General features: G+C 73.1%; 14 protein-coding genes. 6 read left to right on the top strand and 8 right to left on the bottom strand.

The annotated features are described in order from the left end of the window. The first annotated feature begins 42 nt into the window (after positions 1 to 42). Positions 43 to 2928 (top strand): aminomethyl-transferring glycine dehydrogenase, encoded by a 2886-nt coding sequence (gcvP, locus tag ACP7TJ_RS04510; RefSeq protein ID WP_401408428.1) that lies wholly within the window; start codon positions 43 to 45, stop codon positions 2926 to 2928. 68 nt (positions 2929 to 2996) lie between these two features. Here gcvP and ACP7TJ_RS04505 read toward each other — a convergent pair whose 3' ends face one another. The 7 genes from ACP7TJ_RS04505 to ACP7TJ_RS04475 all read right to left on the bottom strand — a co-directional run bounded on the left by ACP7TJ_RS04505 (position 2997) and on the right by ACP7TJ_RS04475 (position 8658). Beyond that, positions 2997 to 4061 (bottom strand): ABC transporter ATP-binding protein, encoded by a 1065-nt coding sequence (locus ACP7TJ_RS04505; protein ID WP_427762210.1) that lies wholly within the window; start codon positions 4059 to 4061, stop codon positions 2997 to 2999. A 3-nt stretch (positions 4062 to 4064) separates the two neighbouring features. Beyond that, positions 4065 to 4898 (bottom strand): molybdate ABC transporter permease subunit, encoded by an 834-nt coding sequence (gene modB / locus ACP7TJ_RS04500; protein WP_167742535.1) that lies wholly within the window; start codon positions 4896 to 4898, stop codon positions 4065 to 4067. Continuing rightward, positions 4895 to 5683 carry a molybdate ABC transporter substrate-binding protein gene (modA, locus tag ACP7TJ_RS04495; RefSeq protein ID WP_427762207.1) on the bottom strand — a complete coding sequence of 263 codons (789 nt, stop codon included), beginning with the start codon at positions 5681 to 5683 and terminating at the stop codon, positions 4895 to 4897. Before modA ends, modB begins: the two co-directional genes overlap by 4 nt. A 155-nt stretch (positions 5684 to 5838) precedes the next feature. Continuing rightward, entirely contained in the window at positions 5839 to 6234 is a 396-nt protein-coding gene (locus ACP7TJ_RS04490; RefSeq protein ID WP_093764958.1) for a TOBE domain-containing protein, read from the bottom strand. A gap of 42 nt (positions 6235 to 6276) precedes the next feature. Then, positions 6277 to 7305, bottom strand: coding sequence for a LacI family DNA-binding transcriptional regulator (locus tag ACP7TJ_RS04485; protein ID WP_367448077.1), 1029 nt, complete (start codon positions 7303 to 7305; stop codon positions 6277 to 6279). A gap of 239 nt (positions 7306 to 7544) precedes the next feature. Further along, on the bottom strand, positions 7545 to 7745 hold the full coding sequence (locus ACP7TJ_RS04480; protein ID WP_093764907.1) for a DUF5999 family protein: 201 nt from the start codon (positions 7743 to 7745) through the stop codon (positions 7545 to 7547). A 328-nt stretch (positions 7746 to 8073) separates the two neighbouring features. Beyond that, complete coding sequence (locus ACP7TJ_RS04475) at positions 8074 to 8658, bottom strand: hypothetical protein (protein WP_189912324.1); 585 nt, start codon at positions 8656 to 8658, stop codon at positions 8074 to 8076. A gap of 565 nt (positions 8659 to 9223) precedes the next feature. Between ACP7TJ_RS04475 and ACP7TJ_RS04470 the strand changes: the two genes are divergently transcribed. Beyond that, positions 9224 to 10744, top strand: a complete 1521-nt coding sequence (locus ACP7TJ_RS04470) for a glutamate-cysteine ligase family protein (RefSeq protein ID WP_167742530.1) — start codon at positions 9224 to 9226, stop codon at positions 10742 to 10744. A gap of 100 nt (positions 10745 to 10844) precedes the next feature. Continuing rightward, on the top strand, positions 10845 to 11648 hold the full coding sequence (locus ACP7TJ_RS04465) for a CPBP family intramembrane glutamic endopeptidase (RefSeq protein WP_427762203.1): 804 nt from the start codon (positions 10845 to 10847) through the stop codon (positions 11646 to 11648). Between the two features lie 13 nt (positions 11649 to 11661). Here the strand turns inward: ACP7TJ_RS04465 and ACP7TJ_RS04460 are convergent, their stop codons facing one another. Next, positions 11662 to 12471 carry a PhzF family phenazine biosynthesis protein gene (locus ACP7TJ_RS04460; protein ID WP_193459771.1) on the bottom strand — a complete coding sequence of 270 codons (810 nt, stop codon included), beginning with the start codon at positions 12469 to 12471 and terminating at the stop codon, positions 11662 to 11664. 113 nt (positions 12472 to 12584) lie between these two features. On the opposite strand from ACP7TJ_RS04460, the gene ACP7TJ_RS04455 reads away from it, so the two are divergent. From ACP7TJ_RS04455 to ACP7TJ_RS04445, 3 genes are all read left to right on the top strand, one after another. Further along, the gene (locus tag ACP7TJ_RS04455; protein WP_093764959.1) at positions 12585 to 13226 is read left to right on the top strand and encodes a PadR family transcriptional regulator; all 642 of its coding nucleotides are present in this window, start codon (positions 12585 to 12587) and stop codon (positions 13224 to 13226) included. A 186-nt stretch (positions 13227 to 13412) separates the two neighbouring features. Further along, positions 13413 to 13946 carry a peptidase gene (locus tag ACP7TJ_RS04450; protein ID WP_093764960.1) on the top strand — a complete coding sequence of 178 codons (534 nt, stop codon included), beginning with the start codon at positions 13413 to 13415 and terminating at the stop codon, positions 13944 to 13946. Positions 13947 to 14019: 73 nt separating this feature from the next. Further along, positions 14020 to 14991 carry an EamA family transporter gene (locus ACP7TJ_RS04445; protein WP_427767275.1) on the top strand — a complete coding sequence of 324 codons (972 nt, stop codon included), beginning with the start codon at positions 14020 to 14022 and terminating at the stop codon, positions 14989 to 14991. Positions 14992 to 15102: the final 111 nt, after the last annotated feature.

Raw genomic sequence — 15102 nt, 5'->3', positions numbered from 1 at the left:
CGTGGTGCCCCTCGAAGGTCGTCGGACCAGGAGGCCTCCTCAATGACTGCCCCCCGCACCCCGCTCTCCGAGCTCGAACAGGGAATCCCCTTCGAGCAGCGCCACATCGGCCCCGACCACGAGGCCCGGGCGAAGATGCTGGCCCAGGTGGGCTACGGCTCGCTCGACGAGCTGACCGCCGCCGCCGTGCCCGACGTGATCAAGAACGCCGACGCGCTGGACCTGCCGGGCGCCCGCAGCGAGGCCGAGGTGCTCGCCGAGCTGCGCGCCCTCGCCGGCCGCAACCAGGTCCTCGGCTCCATGATCGGCCTGGGCTACTACGGCACGTTCACCCCGCCCGTCATCCTGCGCAACGTCATGGAGAACCCCGCCTGGTACACGGCGTACACGCCGTACCAGCCGGAGATCTCGCAGGGCCGGCTCGAGGCGCTGCTGAACTTCCAGACGATGGTCGCCGATCTCACCGGCCTGCCCACGTCCGGCGCCTCCCTGCTCGACGAGGGCACCGCGGCCGCCGAGGCGATGGCGCTGTCCCGGCGCATGGGCAAGAACAAGAAGGGCCTCTTCCTGGTCGACGCGGACGCCCTGCCGCAGACCGTCGCCGTGATCGAGACCCGCGCCGAGCCGACCGGCGTCGAGGTCGTCGTCGCCGACCTGAGCGACGGCATCCCCGCCGAGCTCGACGGCCGTGAGATCAACGGCGTCCTGATCCAGTACCCGGGCGCGTCCGGCGCCGTCCGGCACATCAAGCCGGTGATCGACCAGGCACACGAGCGCGGCGCGCTCGTCACCGTCGCCGCCGACCTGCTCGCCCTCACCCTGCTGAAGTCCCCCGGCGAGCTGGGCGCGGACATCGCGGTGGGCACCACGCAGCGCTTCGGCGTCCCCATGGGCTTCGGCGGACCGCACGCCGGCTACATGGCCGTCCAGGACAAGATGGCCCGCAGCCTGCCCGGCCGCCTCGTCGGCGTCTCCGTCGACGCCGACGGCAACAAGGCCTACCGCCTGGCCCTGCAGACGCGTGAGCAGCACATCCGCCGCGAGAAGGCCACCAGCAACATCTGCACCGCGCAGGTGCTGCTCGCCGTCATGGCCGGCATGTACGCCGTTTACCACGGCCCCGAGGGCCTGCGGACCATCGCCCGCCGCACCCACCGCTACGCCGCGATCCTCGCCGAGGGCCTGCGCTCCGGCGGCGCCGAGGTGGTCCACGGCTCCTACTTCGACACCCTCACCGTGCGGGTCGCCGGGCGGGCCCCCGAGGTCGTCGCCGCCGCCCGTGACCACGGCGTCAACCTGCGCCTCGTCGACGCCGACACCGTCTCCGTCGCCTGCGACGAGACCACCACCCGCGACCAGGTCTCCGCCGTGTGGCGCGCCTTCGGCGTGCAGGCCGATGTCGAGGCGCTGGACGCCTCCGCGTCCGACGCCCTGCCGGAGGCGCTGCTGCGCACCGACGACTACCTCACCCACCCGGTGTTCCACCAGCACCGCTCCGAGACGGCCATGCTGCGCTACCTGCGCCGCCTCGCCGACCGCGACTACGCGCTGGACCGCGGCATGATCCCGCTGGGCTCCTGCACCATGAAGCTCAACGCGACCACCGAGATGGAGCCGGTCACCTGGCCCGAGTTCGGCCAGCTGCACCCGTTCGTCCCGGCCGAGCAGGCCGAGGGCTATCTCACGCTCATCCGCGAGCTGGAGGACCGTCTCGCCGAGGTCACCGGCTACGACAAGGTGTCCCTCCAGCCCAACGCCGGCTCCCAGGGCGAGCTGGCCGGTCTGCTCGCCGTCCGCGGCTACCACCGCGCCAACGGCGACGAGCAGCGCACCGTCTGCCTGATCCCGTCCTCCGCGCACGGCACCAACGCCGCGTCCGCCGTGATGGCCGGCATGAAGGTCGTCGTCGTCAGGACCGCCGAGAACGGCGAGGTCGACGTCGAGGACCTGCGCGCCAAGATCGAGCAGCACCGCGACGAGCTGGCCGTGCTGATGATCACGTACCCGTCGACGCACGGCGTGTTCGAGGAGCACGTCGCCGACATCTGCGCCCAGGTGCACGAGGCCGGCGGCCAGGTGTACGTCGACGGCGCCAACCTCAACGCCCTGGTCGGCCTGGCCAAGCCGGGCCACTTCGGCGGCGACGTCTCCCACCTGAACCTGCATAAGACGTTCTGCATCCCGCACGGCGGCGGCGGTCCCGGCGTCGGCCCGGTCGGCGTCCGCGCCCACCTCGCCCCGTACCTGCCGAACCACCCGCTGCAGCCGGAGGCCGGACCGGAGACGGGCGTCGGACCCATCTCGGCGGCCCCGTGGGGCTCGGCGGGCATCCTGCCCATCTCCTGGGCGTACGTCCGGCTGATGGGCGGCGAGGGCCTGAAGCGGGCCACACAGGTGGCCGTGCTCAGCGCCAACTACATCGCCAAGCGCCTCGAGCCGCACTACCCGGTGCTCTACACCGGCCCCGGCGGGCTGGTCGCGCACGAGTGCATCATCGACCTGCGCCCGCTCACCAAGGCGACCGGCGTGACGGTCGACGACGTGGCCAAGCGCCTCATCGACTACGGCTTCCACGCGCCGACGATGTCCTTCCCGGTGGCCGGCACGCTGATGATCGAGCCCACCGAGTCCGAGGACCTCACCGAGCTCGACCGGTTCTGCGAGGCGATGATCGCCATCCGCGCCGAGATCGAGAAGGTCGGCTCCGGCGAGTGGCCCGCGGACGACAACCCGCTGCGCAACGCCCCGCACACGGCGTCCGTGCTCGGTGGGGAGTGGGAGCACGCCTACACCCGCGAGGAGGCCGTGTTCCCGGGCGAGGTGAGCGCCGCCGACAAGTACTGGCCGCCGGTGCGCCGCATCGACCAGGCCTACGGCGACCGCAACCTGGTCTGCTCCTGCCCGCCGTTGGACGCGTACGAGGACTGACCCACGCGGACGTGAGGGGCCCCGCCCGGGCGGTCCGGGCGGGGCCCCTCCGCGTGTCCGGGGGCGCGTCAGGCGGGATAGGCGTGCGTCTGCGTGGCCTTGACCGCCGCCCAGACCGGTGCGCCCGGGTGCAGGCCCAGTTCGGCCACGGCGACGGCGGTGAGGTCGGCGGCCAGGGGCAGTTCGCCGGTCAGCTCCACGCGGATCTGGTCGCCGTGGCTCTCCAGCCCCGCCACCTCGCAGCGCCACAGGTTGCGCGCGCTGGAGCCGGTGGGCCGGTCCCGGTACAGGGTGACCGCGCCGGGCGGGAACGCGACGAACGCGGGCCCGGACAGGTCCTCCGTGGTGCTCACCTCCGGTCCCGCGTCGAGCCGTACGGTGTGGCCGTCCGCCAGGCCGCGGTAGAGGTTCAGCCCGACGAGCTGGGCGATGTACTCGGTGCGCGGGTGGCGGGCGATGTCGGCGGGCGCGCCCTCCTGCACCACCCGGCCGTGCTCCACGACGACCAGCCGGTCGGCCAGCACCATCGCGTCCAGCGGGTCGTGCGTCACCAGGATCGCGACCGCCTCGAAGTCGGCCAGGTGGCGGCGCAGTCGCGCCCGTACCTCCAGCCGGGTGCGGGCGTCGAGGGCGGCGAGGGGCTCGTCCAGGAGCAGCAGGCGCGGCTCTGTGGCCAGGGCCCGGGCGAGCGCCACGCGCTGGGCCTGGCCGCCGGAGAGCCGCCGCGGCTTGGCGCCCGCGTGCCCGGCCAGCCCCATCCGCTCCAGCCACGCGGCGGCCCGCGCACGGGCCTCGCCCTTGCCGGCGCCACGGCAGCGCGGGCCGAACGCCACGTTGTCGAGGGCGGTCAGGTGCGGGAACAGCAGGTAGTCCTGGAAGACGACGCCCACCGGACGGGATTCGGGCGGGGTGCGGGCGAGGTCCGTGCCGTCCAGGCGCAGACGGCCGCCGGTGAGGGGCGCGAGTCCGGCGAGGGCCCGCAGTGCGGTGGTCTTGCCCGCCCCGTTCGGGCCGAGCAGGGCGACCACGTCACCGGGGGCGGCCGTCAGCGCGATGTCGAGGCGGAAGGAACCGCGCTCGACGACGAGGTGTGCGTCGAGGCCCTGGGGCGGGGCTGCGGGGTGCTTCGGCATGGGTCAGACGGCCCTCGTCCAGCGGTCCCGCAGCCCCGCAAGCACGGCCACCGACACCGCGAGCAGCACGAGGCTGAGGGCGATCGCGGCGGCCGGGTCGTTCTGCAGGGCGAGGTAGACCGCGAGCGGCATGGTCTGGGTGCGGCCCGGGAAGTTCCCGGCGAAGGTGATCGTGGCGCCGAACTCGCCGAGGGCGCGGGCCCAGGCGAGCACGGCGCCGGCCGCGACACCCGGGGCGATCAGCGGCAAGGTGACCCGGCGGAAGGCGGTGAAGCGGGACGCGCCCAGGGTGGCCGCCGCCTCCTCGAACCGCGGGTCGGCCGCCCGCAGCGTGCCCTCGACGCTGATCACCAGGAACGGCAGCGCGACGAAGGTCTCCGCGAGCACCACACCGGCGGTGGTGAACGGCAGGGTGACGCCGAACCACTCGTCCAGCAGGCGGCCCACGATGCCGTTGCGGCCCAGCGCCAGCAGCAGGGCGACACCGCCGACCACCGGCGGCAGCACCAGCGGAAGCGTCACCAGGGCGCGCACCAGGCTCCGCCCGGGGAAGTCGGTGCGGGCCAGCAGCCAGGCCAGCGGCACCCCGACGACCAGGCTCAGCGCGGTCGCGGTGGTCGCGCAGACCAGGGACAGACGCAGCGCGTCCCAGACGGCCGGGCTGGTCAGCTGCTCGGGCAGGTCGCGCCAGGGCGCCCGGACGACGAGGGCCAGGAGGGGCACCAGGAGGAACGCCAGGCCGACGAGGGCGGGCGCGAGGAGGGCGAGCGGGACACCGCGGCCGGGGGCGCGGGGGCGGCGGGCCGTGCGGGGGGTGTCCGGGGCGGTGGTGGTCACGGCGCGAGGAACCCGGCCTTCCCGAGCACCTTCTGCCCCTCCGGTGATGTCACGAGCGCGACGAAGGCCCGCGCGGCCGAGGCGTTGGGGGCGTGCTCGAGCAGGGCGATCGGGTAGTCGTTGACGGCCTGGGCGGCCTCCGGGAAGTCCACGCCGTCCACCTTGTCACCGGCCGCCCTCACATCCGTGCGGTACACGACGGCGGCGTCCGCCTCGCTGAGCCGCACCTTGGTCAGGGCGCTCTTCACGTCCTGCTCGTAGGAGGCGGGCGTCACCTCGACCCCGGCCGCCGTGAAGGCCTTTCGGGCAGCGGCTCCGCACGGCACCGTCTCGTCGCAGAGCACGACTTTCAGGCCGGGCGCGGCCAGGTCCCTCAGGGAGCCGACGCCATGCGGGTTGCCGGGGGCGGTGGCGATGGCCAGGCGGTTGCGCGCGAAGGTGACCGGGTCGCCCGCCGTGAGCTTCTCGTCCGTCACGCGCTTCATGGTGGCGGGGCTGGCGGCGGCGAAGACGTCCGCGGGGGCGCCGCCCACGATGCCGGCGGCCAGGGAGTCGCTGCCGTTGAAGTTGAAGGTCACCTCGGTGCCGGGGTGTTCCTTCTCGAAGCGTTCGCCCAGCGCCGTGAAGCTCTCCTCCAGCGAGGCGGCGGCGAAGACGGTCACGGTGCCGCTCGGACCGCCGTCGCCGCTCGCCGACGAGGAGGACGGGGAACAGGCGGTGAGCCCGAGGGCGGTCAGGAGTGCGAGGGCGGCCGGGCCGGCGGCGCGGCGGGCGGAACGGATCATGCGCAGGCACTCCCTGACGGCGGCGGACGTCGGCGGGGCGCCGGCCCCGCGCCTCCTCATCATGACGCATCTGCGAGGTCCATGGCACCTATGCGTCCGTATGAGCGAGGTCGTTCGGCGTGTGGGATTCGCAGATGCGTGCCTGAGCGGGATGCTCAGGTGCGGTCGATATGGACGTTCGTCGACTTCACCCGTGCCGTGGCCTCCACACCGACCTCCAGGCCCAGTTCCTCGACCGCCTCCCGCGTGAGCAGGGAGACCAGGCGGTGGGGGCCCGCCTGGATCTCCACCTGGGCGGCGACGTCACCGAGCTTGATCGCCGTGACGATGCCGGGGAACGCGTTGCGGGCGGAGGTGTACGGGGTGTCCTCCTCGGTCGTGGCCGACTTGGCCAGCTCTACGGAGAACGCCGCCAGGTCACGGCCGTCGACCACCCTGCGCCCGGCGTCGTCGCGGCGGGTGGTGAGGCGTCCCGCGTCCGCCCAGCGGCGTGCGGTGTCCGGGCTGACGCCGAGCAGCCGCGCTGCCTGGCCGATCGTGTAGGACTGCATGCCGGTCACGATAGGGTGCCGCGGTCGCCGCGGGCGTACCGGCTACGACGCGGGCGGTGCCGTGCTCGCCCGCACCACCAGGTCGGTGCCGAGCTCCACGCGGGGCGAGTCCGGCTGCTCGCCGCGGGTGAGGCGGAGCACCGTACGGACGGCGAGGGCGCCCATGTCGGCGAGCGGCTGGCGGACCGTGGTGAGCGGCGGGGCCGACCAGCGCACCTCCGGGAGGTCGTCGAAGCCGACGACGCTCATGTCCTGCGGCACCCGCAGCCCCCGGCCGCGCAGCGCCTCGACCGCCCCGAGCGCCATCTGGTCGCCGGCGGCGAAGACCGCGGTGGGCGGCTCCGGCAGATCCAGAAGGGCGTGGCAGCCCGCGTGGCCGGACTCGGGGCGGAAGTCGCCGGGCACCACGAGCGTGTCGTCGGGAGTGACGCCCGCTCCCTCCAGCGCGGCCCGGTAGCCGTCGAGACGGGCGCGGGAGCAGAGCAGCCGCGGCGGGCCGGCGATCAGGCCGATCCTGCGGTGCCCGAGGGACAGCAGATGCTGGGTGGCCGCGAGGCCGCCGGACCAGTTGGCGGCGCCGATGGTGGGGACGTCCAGGCCGGGGGAGCCGCCCGGGTCCACGACCACCAGCGGGACGCCCAGGATGCGCAGTTCCTCGTGGAGGGAGGACTCCAGGGCGGAGGTGACGAGGATGACGCCGTCCGAGGCGCGCGCCCGCAGGGTGCGGATCCACTCGCGCGCGTCGCCGGAACGCCCGTGGACCGCCGACACCACGGTGCCCACGCCGGCGGTGTGCGCCTCCTCCTCGACCCCGCGGATGATCTCCACGGCCCAGGGGCTGTCGAGGTCGTTGAAGACCAGGTCGAGCAGCGCTGCGCGGGAGGGGGAGGAGGCGGGGCGCCGGCGGTAGCCGTGACGGCGCAGCAGGTCCTCGACCCGGGCGCGGGTCTGCGGGGAGACGTCGGAGCGGCCGTTGACCACGCGGGAGACGGTCGGCACGGAGACCCCGGCCTGCCGGGCGATCTCGGTGATCGTGATCCTGCTCCCGGCGTCGGTCTCCTGTGCTGCCACTTGCCCCTCCTCCGAGACGGAACCCGCGAAACTTCCAGAAGTCTTCCGGAAGGCGGGCGCGTGGGGAAAGGCGGCACCGGTCACACCGCGGGTCCTGCGCGGCGGCCGTCACCGTGCCCTTCCGCCGGGACACGGTGGGTGAGGAGCCGTGCACACGCTTCGGGGCCGGGTCGCGGAGGCGTCGTCCCGCGGTCCGGCCCCTGTGATCCCCGGGCGGTCCCCGTCCCGCCCGGCCGTGCTCAGGCGGACGTCAGCGTGACGTCCCGGGACCGCTGCGGGGCGATGACCCTGCCGTCGGGCAGGAGTTCACCGGTGTCCTCGAAGAGGACCACACCGTTGCACAGCAGGCTCCAGCCCTGCTCCGGGTGGTGCGCCACGAGACGGGCGGATTCCCGGTCGGCGGAGTCGGCTGAGGGGCACGGTGGCTGGTGCTGGCACATGGGTGGGTTCTCTCGCTCTGTGATGACCTGTGTGTGGGCTGTCGTGTCAGTTGCGCGGCGTGAATCGTCGTTCATGGCCGCCCCCGTGGTGATGAGTCGGTCGGAATCCAGTGTTGCCCCACGGACGAGGATCCGCAGGCATTTCGCGGCACCGCCCCTCACAGGTTCATGACGCGTCACCCGCGCGGACGGTTCATCCCAACTGCACTGTCCTTTCGGGTGGTTCGCAATGGCCGGACGGGACTGGTCCGCACATGCGTACGCAGTGTCACCCGACGCGCGCACCCCGCCGCCCGGGTGGGGGCGACGGGGTGCGGGAGCGGGCGGGTCAGGCGGGTGAGCCGAGCAGCCGGGTGGGCGTCACGCGGTGGGTGAGCACCGGGAGCAGATCGGTGACCCGGTGCGGCCGGTGGGCCGCGATGCCGGGCGGGGCCGGTGCGAGCGGCACCAGCAGATCGGTGGCGGCCGGGACGCCGGCGGCGCCGTCCGCCTCGGTGTCGCCGTGCAGCCAGAGCGCCAGCATGTACAGGCCGGGCACCGACAGCAGGCGGGGCTGGTACGGCTGCGCCATGGTCTCCGCCTGGCGCAGGGCCAGTTCGGTGGCAGTGATGTACGGGCCCTCGAAGAAGCGGGAGAAGGTCCATCCGTCGGCGGTGAGCACGGTGTCGGCGGCGGCCACCGCGCGGTCGCCGGTGCGGATCAGGAAGCGCCATCCGGCGAGCGTCGTCGAGGTCTCGCCGTCGGCGGTGACCCGGTCGAGGACGTGCACGGGCAGCGGGAGGTCGGGTGAGGCGGGCCCCTGGGCGCGGAGCAGGGAGGGAGTTCGGGCGTCGCGCACGGCGGTCGGCGACGAGAGCGCGGTCAGGACGGAACGCAGTGCGGGCGCGGGAGCCGGGGGTACGTGCAGCGGCATGGTGGGTCGCCTCTCATTCGAAGGCACAGTGGCGCGAGGGCGGGGCGTGGCGGTGCGGACGGCGCTGTCAGCTCGCGAAGGTCAGAGAGGCGGGGGCCCGGAGGGTCTGGGCGGGAGACGGGGGTGAGGAGAGCCGCACACCGTCTCACGGCTGGATCACTCGACCGTGGGCGCCAACCTGGTTCTGCCTTGTGCACGAAGTTTATACGACACGGGTTGAGACTATGTTTCGTCTAGCTCTCTCCGGCAGCTCCGGCAAGGATATTTCAGGTCGGCGATATGCGAAAAAGATGCCGATTTCCCAAAGGGTTCACCGCACTGACCTCGGGCAATGACCGCCGAGCGGTCGGCCCATTCCGGTCGGCGCTTTTCACGAGTTCGCAACCGTGCCGTGATACGCGTTCCCGCGTATTGCCCCGTGAATGTGCCACTGGACACCTCGACCAGAGTAGCGCGCGCCACATGGATCCGGGGCGTTATCGATCGCATCCGCGGGGCATCCTTGCTTGTGGACCGGGACCCCGGCGGCCGATCTTCGGTACGCCATCCGAGGAGGGACGCTTCGATGGGGGAAAAGGTCGTGGCAGGTCAGTTCGACCTGTCCGATCGCCAGCGCTACCGCGAGAAGCTCAGCAGGTGCCTGACGGGCCTGGAGCGACTCCTGGAGGAGAAGCGGTTCGACCGCCCCAAGAACCTGATGGGGCTGGAGATCGAACTCAATCTCGCGGGCGCCGACGGCATGCCGAAAATGTTGAATGCGCAAGTCCTCGAACGCATCGCGAGCCGTGACTTCCAAACGGAACTCGCCATGTTCAATCTGGAAGTGAACATCGCCCCCCACCGGCTGGGCGGGCGTGTTTTCGACCGGCTCGACGAGGAACTGCGGACCTCGCTCTCCTACGCCGACCGCAAGGCCCAGGAGGTGGACGCGGGCATCGTGATGATCGGCATCCTGCCGACGCTCGACCGCGACGACCTCGTCTCCTCCAACCTCTCCGACGTCGACCGCTACGCCCTGCTCAACGATCAGATCGTGGCCGCGCGCGGTGAGGACTTCACCCTCGACATCGACGGCGTGGAGCACCTCAGGTGCACCTCGAAGTCGATCGCGCCGGAGGCCGCCTGCACCTCGGTGCAGCTGCACCTCCAGGTCACGCCGGAACGCTTTCCCGACGTGTGGAACGCGGCGCAGGTGGTCGCCGCCGCGCAGATCGCCGTCGGCGCCAACTCGCCCTTCCTGTTCGGGCGCGAGCTGTGGCGCGAGTCCCGGCCCCCGCTGTTCCAGCAGTCCACCGACACCCGCCCGCCCGAGCTCCAGGCGCAGGGCGTGCGGCCGCGCACCTGGTTCGGGGAGCGCTGGGTGACCTCGGCGTTCGACCTCTTCGAGGAGAACCTGCGCTACTTCCCCGCCCTGCTGCCCATCTGCGACGAGGAGGACCCGCTCGAGGTGCTGGACCGCGGCGGCGTCCCCTCGCTCGCCGAACTCGTCCTGCACAACGGCACCGTCTACCGCTGGAACCGCCCCGTCTACGGCATCGCCGACGGCGTGCCCCACCTGCGCGTGGAGAACCGCGTGCTGCCGGCGGGCCCCACCGTGACCGACGTGCTCGCGAACGCGGCCTTCTACTACGGCGTGGTCCGCGCCCTCGCCGAGGACGCCCGCCCGGTGTGGAGCCGGCTGCCCTTCGAGGCCGCCGCCGCGAACTTCGACGCCGCCTGCAAGGACGGCATCGACGCCCGCTTCACCTGGCCCCGGCGCGGACGCCTCGGCGGCCTGGGCGAGGTGGACGCGGTCACCCTCGTACGGGAGGAACTGCTGCCGCTCGCCGAGGCCGGTCTTGACGCGTGGGGGATCGAGCCCGCCGACCGGGACCGGTACCTCGGGGTGATCGAGGAGCGCTGCCGGCGCCGGGTGAACGGCGCGTCCTGGCAGGCCGCGACCTTCCACCGGGCGCTGGACGCGGGACTCGGCCGGGACGAGGCGCTGGCGGCCACCACCCGCCGCTACCGCGAGCTGACCAAGCAGGGCGAGCCCGTGCACACATGGCCGGTGGGGCTGCCCGAACCGGTGCCGACGACGGCCTGACCGGTGTCCCTGAGGGACTGATCGGCGCCCCGGCCCCGCGGCCTGCCGCACAGGTCCTGCCTTCATACTGATCGGACCGACCGGTGATGTGGAGGCAGGTGTGCAGGCGGAGGCGGCGGGCCCGGGGGCCGATGCGTATCCGGAGCGGACCCTCTCGCGGAGGACGCTGCGGGACGAGACACTGCTCGTCCTCGCGCTGTCGCTCGGCGCGAGCGGAGTGTCGGCGCTGATCAGCTTCATCGGCTCGGTCACCAGGCCGGGCGGACTGAAGGACCAGGCGGCCACCCTCAACGCCTCGGCCGCGCCGGGCCGCCCCTGGCTGGACCTGGCCTGGCAGCTGTTCGGCATCACCACCGCGCTGGTTCCGGTGGCCCTGGTGGCGCACCTGCTGCTGCGGGAGGGCGCCGGACTGCGCACCATCGGCTTCGACCGCACCCGGCCCTGGTCCGACCTCGGCCGGGGCGCCGCGATCGCCGCGGTCATCGGCAGCAGCGGCATCGCCTTCTATCTGGCCGTGCGCGCGCTCGGCATCAACCTCACCGTGGTGCCGGAGGCGCTGCCCGAGGTGTGGTGGAAGTACCCCGTGCTGATCCTGTCGGCCGCGCAGAACTCGATCCTCGAAGAGGTCGTCGTCGTCGGCTATCTGCTGCGCCGGCTCGACCAGCTCGGCTGGTCGCCCACCGCCTCCATGGCGGGCAGCGCGGTGCTGCGCGGGTCGTACCACCTGTACCAGGGCATCGGCGGCTTCGTCGGCAACATGGTCATGGGCGTGGTGTTCGTCCACCTGTACCGCCGCTGGGGGCGCGTCGGGCCGCTGGTGGCCGCGCACACCCTGCTCGACATCGGCGCGTTCGTCGGGTACGCGCTGCTGGCGGGAAAGGTCGGCTGGCTGCCGACGGCGTGAGCTGAGGCGGGACTCAGGCCAGCAGTTCGCCGTCGACGACCGTCACCGCGCGCCCGCCCAGCAGGGTGCGGGCGCCGCGCACCTCGGTGCGGACGAGACCGGAGCGCGGTGAGGCCTGGAGCCCGGTGAGGGCGGCGCGGCCGAGCCGCTGCGCCCAGTACGGGGCCAGCGCGGTGTGCGCGCTGCCGGTGACCGGGTCCTCGTCGATGCCGACGTTGGGGAAGAAGCAGCGCGAGACGAAGTCGTGCTCCGACGCCGGGTCCTCGGCGCGGGCGGTGGCGATGATCCCGCGCTCCGAGTACGTCATCAAGGCCTTGTGGTCGGGGCGCAGGGCGCGCACGGTGCGCTCGTCGGCCAGCTCGACCAGCAGGTCGCCGACGTGCGGGCCGGTGTCGAACGCCGCCAGGACGGGCGCGCCGAGCGCCTCCGCGACGCCCTCGGGCACGTCGACGGCGGTGAGCGGGGCCGTGGGGAAGTCCAGGACGACGGTGCCGTCCTCCGCGGTCCCGGCGACCAGCACGCCGCTGCGGGTGGCGAACCGCACCGGGCCCTTGTGGGCGCCGGTGGCGTGCAGGACGTGTGCGGTGGCAAGCGTGGCGTGGCCGCACATGGCCACCTCGGTCACCGGTGTGAACCAGCGCAGCGCCCAGTCGGCCTCGCCGCCCTCGGGCAGCGGGTGGGCGAAGGCCGTCTCGGCGTGGTTGACCTCCAGGGCGACGTTCTGCAGCCAGGAGTCCTCCGGGAAGGCGTCGAGCAGCAGCACTCCGGCCGGGTTGCCGGTGAAGGGACGGTCGGTGAAGGCATCGACGATTCGGATCCGCATGCCCCGACGGTAGAGGGCGGGCGGCCGCCCGGCACAAGGGTCTTGTCGGGCGAGCTCTTCCGATATATCGTTGAAGCATCGCAATAGATCGACGATGGAATGGAGTGATGGCGATGCGTGGCTACGGTCATGAGCACGGACACGGTCATGGGCACGGCGGACCGCGGGGCGGCGGACGCGGCGACTTCGAGCGGCTGCGTGCCGCCTTCGGTCCCTTCGGGCCCGGAGGGCCGGGAGGACCCGGCGGCCCCTGGGGTCCCGGCTTCGGCCACGGCGGCCCCTGGGGCGGCCGAGGGCGCGGCGGACCCAGGGGGAGGGCGCGGCGCGGTGACGTCCGCGCGTCGATCCTGGCCCTGCTGAAGGACCGCCCGATGCACGGCTACGAGATGATCCAGGAGATCGCCGAGCGCAGCGGTGGGGCGTGGAAGCCCAGCCCCGGCTCGGTCTACCCCACCCTCCAGCTGCTGGAGGACGAGGGCCTGATCGTCAGCGAGTCCGAGGGCGGCAAGAAGCTGTTCTCCCTCACCGAGGCCGGCCGCACGGCCGCAGAGGACGGCCCCGAGGCTCCCTGGGAGGAGGCCTCGCGCGGGGTCGACTGGGAGGCGCTGAGCGAGATCCGCCAGGCCGGGTTCGGCCTGATGGAGGCCTTCGGGCAGGTCTGGAAGACGGGGAGCAAGGAACAGCGGGAGAAGGCCCTCGGGGTCATCAACGAGGCTCGCAAGAAGCTCTATCTGATCCTCGCGGACGAGCACTGAGCCGGTGGCCGCCGGCCGGGAGAGTCTGAGGGGCGTACGCCGCGTGGCGTGCGCCCCTCGGGTGTGTGCGCCCTGATCTCGTTCCCAAGGAGGAGATTTCGCCACGCGACGTCCCCTTCCTGTGGGACGCCGAGATGCGTCCCGCCGCCGATGTGCCGGGCGGCCCGGACTGATGGGGTGGGGGATGTGCGATCCCCTCTTCCCCGGCAGCAGGCCCAGTGGCCCCAGGCGCAGGCCGCCCGCGGCGCGGACGACGACGCCGGGCTCGGCGCGGAGCTGGCGGAGGTCGTGGCCGGCGCCCGGCGCAGGGTGGTCCGGGGCGGCGACCGGCACATCGACACCGCCCATCTGCTGCACTCCCTGCTCGAGTCCGATCCCGAGGTGCGGGCCGCGTTCGGCGAGGGGGCCGCGGTGGCGCGGCTGCTCGGGTATCTGGTGCAGCGCAGCATCGGGTACGGGCTGAGGTGGCAGGGGAGCGTCGAGGACTCGGACGGGCTGCCGGTCGTGGAGGGGGCGGCCGGGTTCTCGCCGCTGGCGGCGGTGTGCGTGGCGCGGGCACGGGAGCGGGCCGCTCGGCGGGGTGAGGGGGCTGTGCGGGGGACCGATCTGCTGGCCGAGCTCGTCGTGGAGCCGCAGGCTCGGGCCGTTGAGGTGGTGCGGCGGGCGGGAGTGGAGCCGCACGAGGTGATCAAGGGGGTGGATCACAGGGCCGCGGGGTGAGTTCGCGCCCTCATCGGTCAGGTGCCTTGGGGGTGACGGTCCTGTCGCGGGCTGGCATCATGTGGCGGTGTTCATGACTCACCCCAAGGGCATGGGGCTCACCCTCGCGCTGGTGTCCGCCGTGGCCTTCGGCGGGTCCGGTGTGGCGGCCAAGCCGTTGATCGAGGCCGGGCTGGATCCGCTGCACGTCGTATGGCTGCGGGTGGCGGGCGCTGCGCTCGTCATGCTGCCGCTCGCCGTACGCCACCGCGGGCTGCTGCTGCGGCGGCCCGCGCTGCTCGCCGGGTTCGGTCTCTTCGCCGTGGCCGGCGTCCAGGCCTGCTACTTCGCCGCGATCTCCCGCATCCCCGTCGGCGTCGCGCTGCTCGTCGAGTACCTGGCGCCCGCCCTCGTCCTCGGCTGGGTGCGGTTCGTGCAGCGGCGGCCGGTGACCCGTGCCGCCGCCGTCGGCGTGGTGCTCGCCGTGGGGGGTCTCGCCTGCGTTGTCGAGGTGTGGGCAGGACTCGGCTTCGACGCCCTCGGACTCGCGCTCGCGCTCGGCGCCGCCTGCTGTCAGGTCGGTTACTTCGTCCTGTCCGACCAGGGCAGCGACAGCGAGGAGTCCCCCGACCCGCTCGGTGTCATCGCGTACGGGCTGCTGATCGGCGCCGCCGTGCTCACCGTGGTCGCGCGGCCCTGGTCCATGGACTGGTCCGTGCTCACCGGCACCGCCGCGATGGACGGCACGCCCGTCGCCGCCTTCCTGCTGCTGGGGTGGATCGTCCTGATCGCCACGGTCGCCGCGTACGTCACCGGCGTGCTGTCGGTGCGCCGCCTCTCACCGCAGGTGGCGGGCGTGGTCGCCTGTCTGGAGGCGGTCATCGCCACCGTTCTCGCCTGGGTGCTGCTCGGTGAGCATCTGTCGGCGCCGCAGATCGTCGGCGGCGCGGTCGTCCTGGCCGGCGCCCTCATCGCCCAGTCCTCCGCCCCGGCGAAGACCCCGGAGAAGCCCGTCGCGAGCGGCGGTCCGGAACGGGAGTTGTCCACGCCCGGAACCACCGCCTAAGGTGCTCGTCATGCATACGCGCGCACGTGTTCTTCCGCCTCCGGCCGCCTGAGGCGGGCCCTCCGGCGGATGCGCCCGGCAGCGTGCCGGGCGCCGCGGTGCTGCCCGCAG

Origin of the sequence: Streptomyces sp. DSM 41931, assembly GCF_050271085.1 — a bacterium.
Lineage (GTDB): Bacteria > Actinomycetota > Actinomycetes > Streptomycetales > Streptomycetaceae > Streptomyces > Streptomyces albogriseolus.
The sequence above is the reverse complement of the archived record's forward strand: the minus strand, read 5'-3'. Positions and strand labels throughout refer to the sequence as shown.

Coding starts and splice junctions, on each gene's coding strand:
- ACP7TJ_RS04480 (WP_093764907.1), bottom strand. CDS start 7,745: ATGTGCCAGCACCAGCCACCGTGCCCCTCAGCCGACTCCGCCGACCGG.
- ACP7TJ_RS04475 (WP_189912324.1), bottom strand. CDS start 8,658: ATGCCGCTGCACGTACCCCCGGCTCCCGCGCCCGCACTGCGTTCCGTC.
- ACP7TJ_RS04470 (WP_167742530.1), top strand. CDS start 9,224: ATGGGGGAAAAGGTCGTGGCAGGTCAGTTCGACCTGTCCGATCGCCAG.
- gcvP (WP_401408428.1), top strand. CDS start 43: ATGACTGCCCCCCGCACCCCGCTCTCCGAGCTCGAACAGGGAATCCCC.
- ACP7TJ_RS04490 (WP_093764958.1), bottom strand. CDS start 6,234: ATGCAGTCCTACACGATCGGCCAGGCAGCGCGGCTGCTCGGCGTCAGC.
- ACP7TJ_RS04455 (WP_093764959.1), top strand. CDS start 12,585: ATGCGTGGCTACGGTCATGAGCACGGACACGGTCATGGGCACGGCGGA.
- modA (WP_427762207.1), bottom strand. CDS start 5,683: ATGATCCGTTCCGCCCGCCGCGCCGCCGGCCCGGCCGCCCTCGCACTC.
- ACP7TJ_RS04460 (WP_193459771.1), bottom strand. CDS start 12,471: ATGCGGATCCGAATCGTCGATGCCTTCACCGACCGTCCCTTCACCGGC.
- ACP7TJ_RS04505 (WP_427762210.1), bottom strand. CDS start 4,061: ATGCCGAAGCACCCCGCAGCCCCGCCCCAGGGCCTCGACGCACACCTC.
- ACP7TJ_RS04445 (WP_427767275.1), top strand. CDS start 14,020: ATGACTCACCCCAAGGGCATGGGGCTCACCCTCGCGCTGGTGTCCGCC.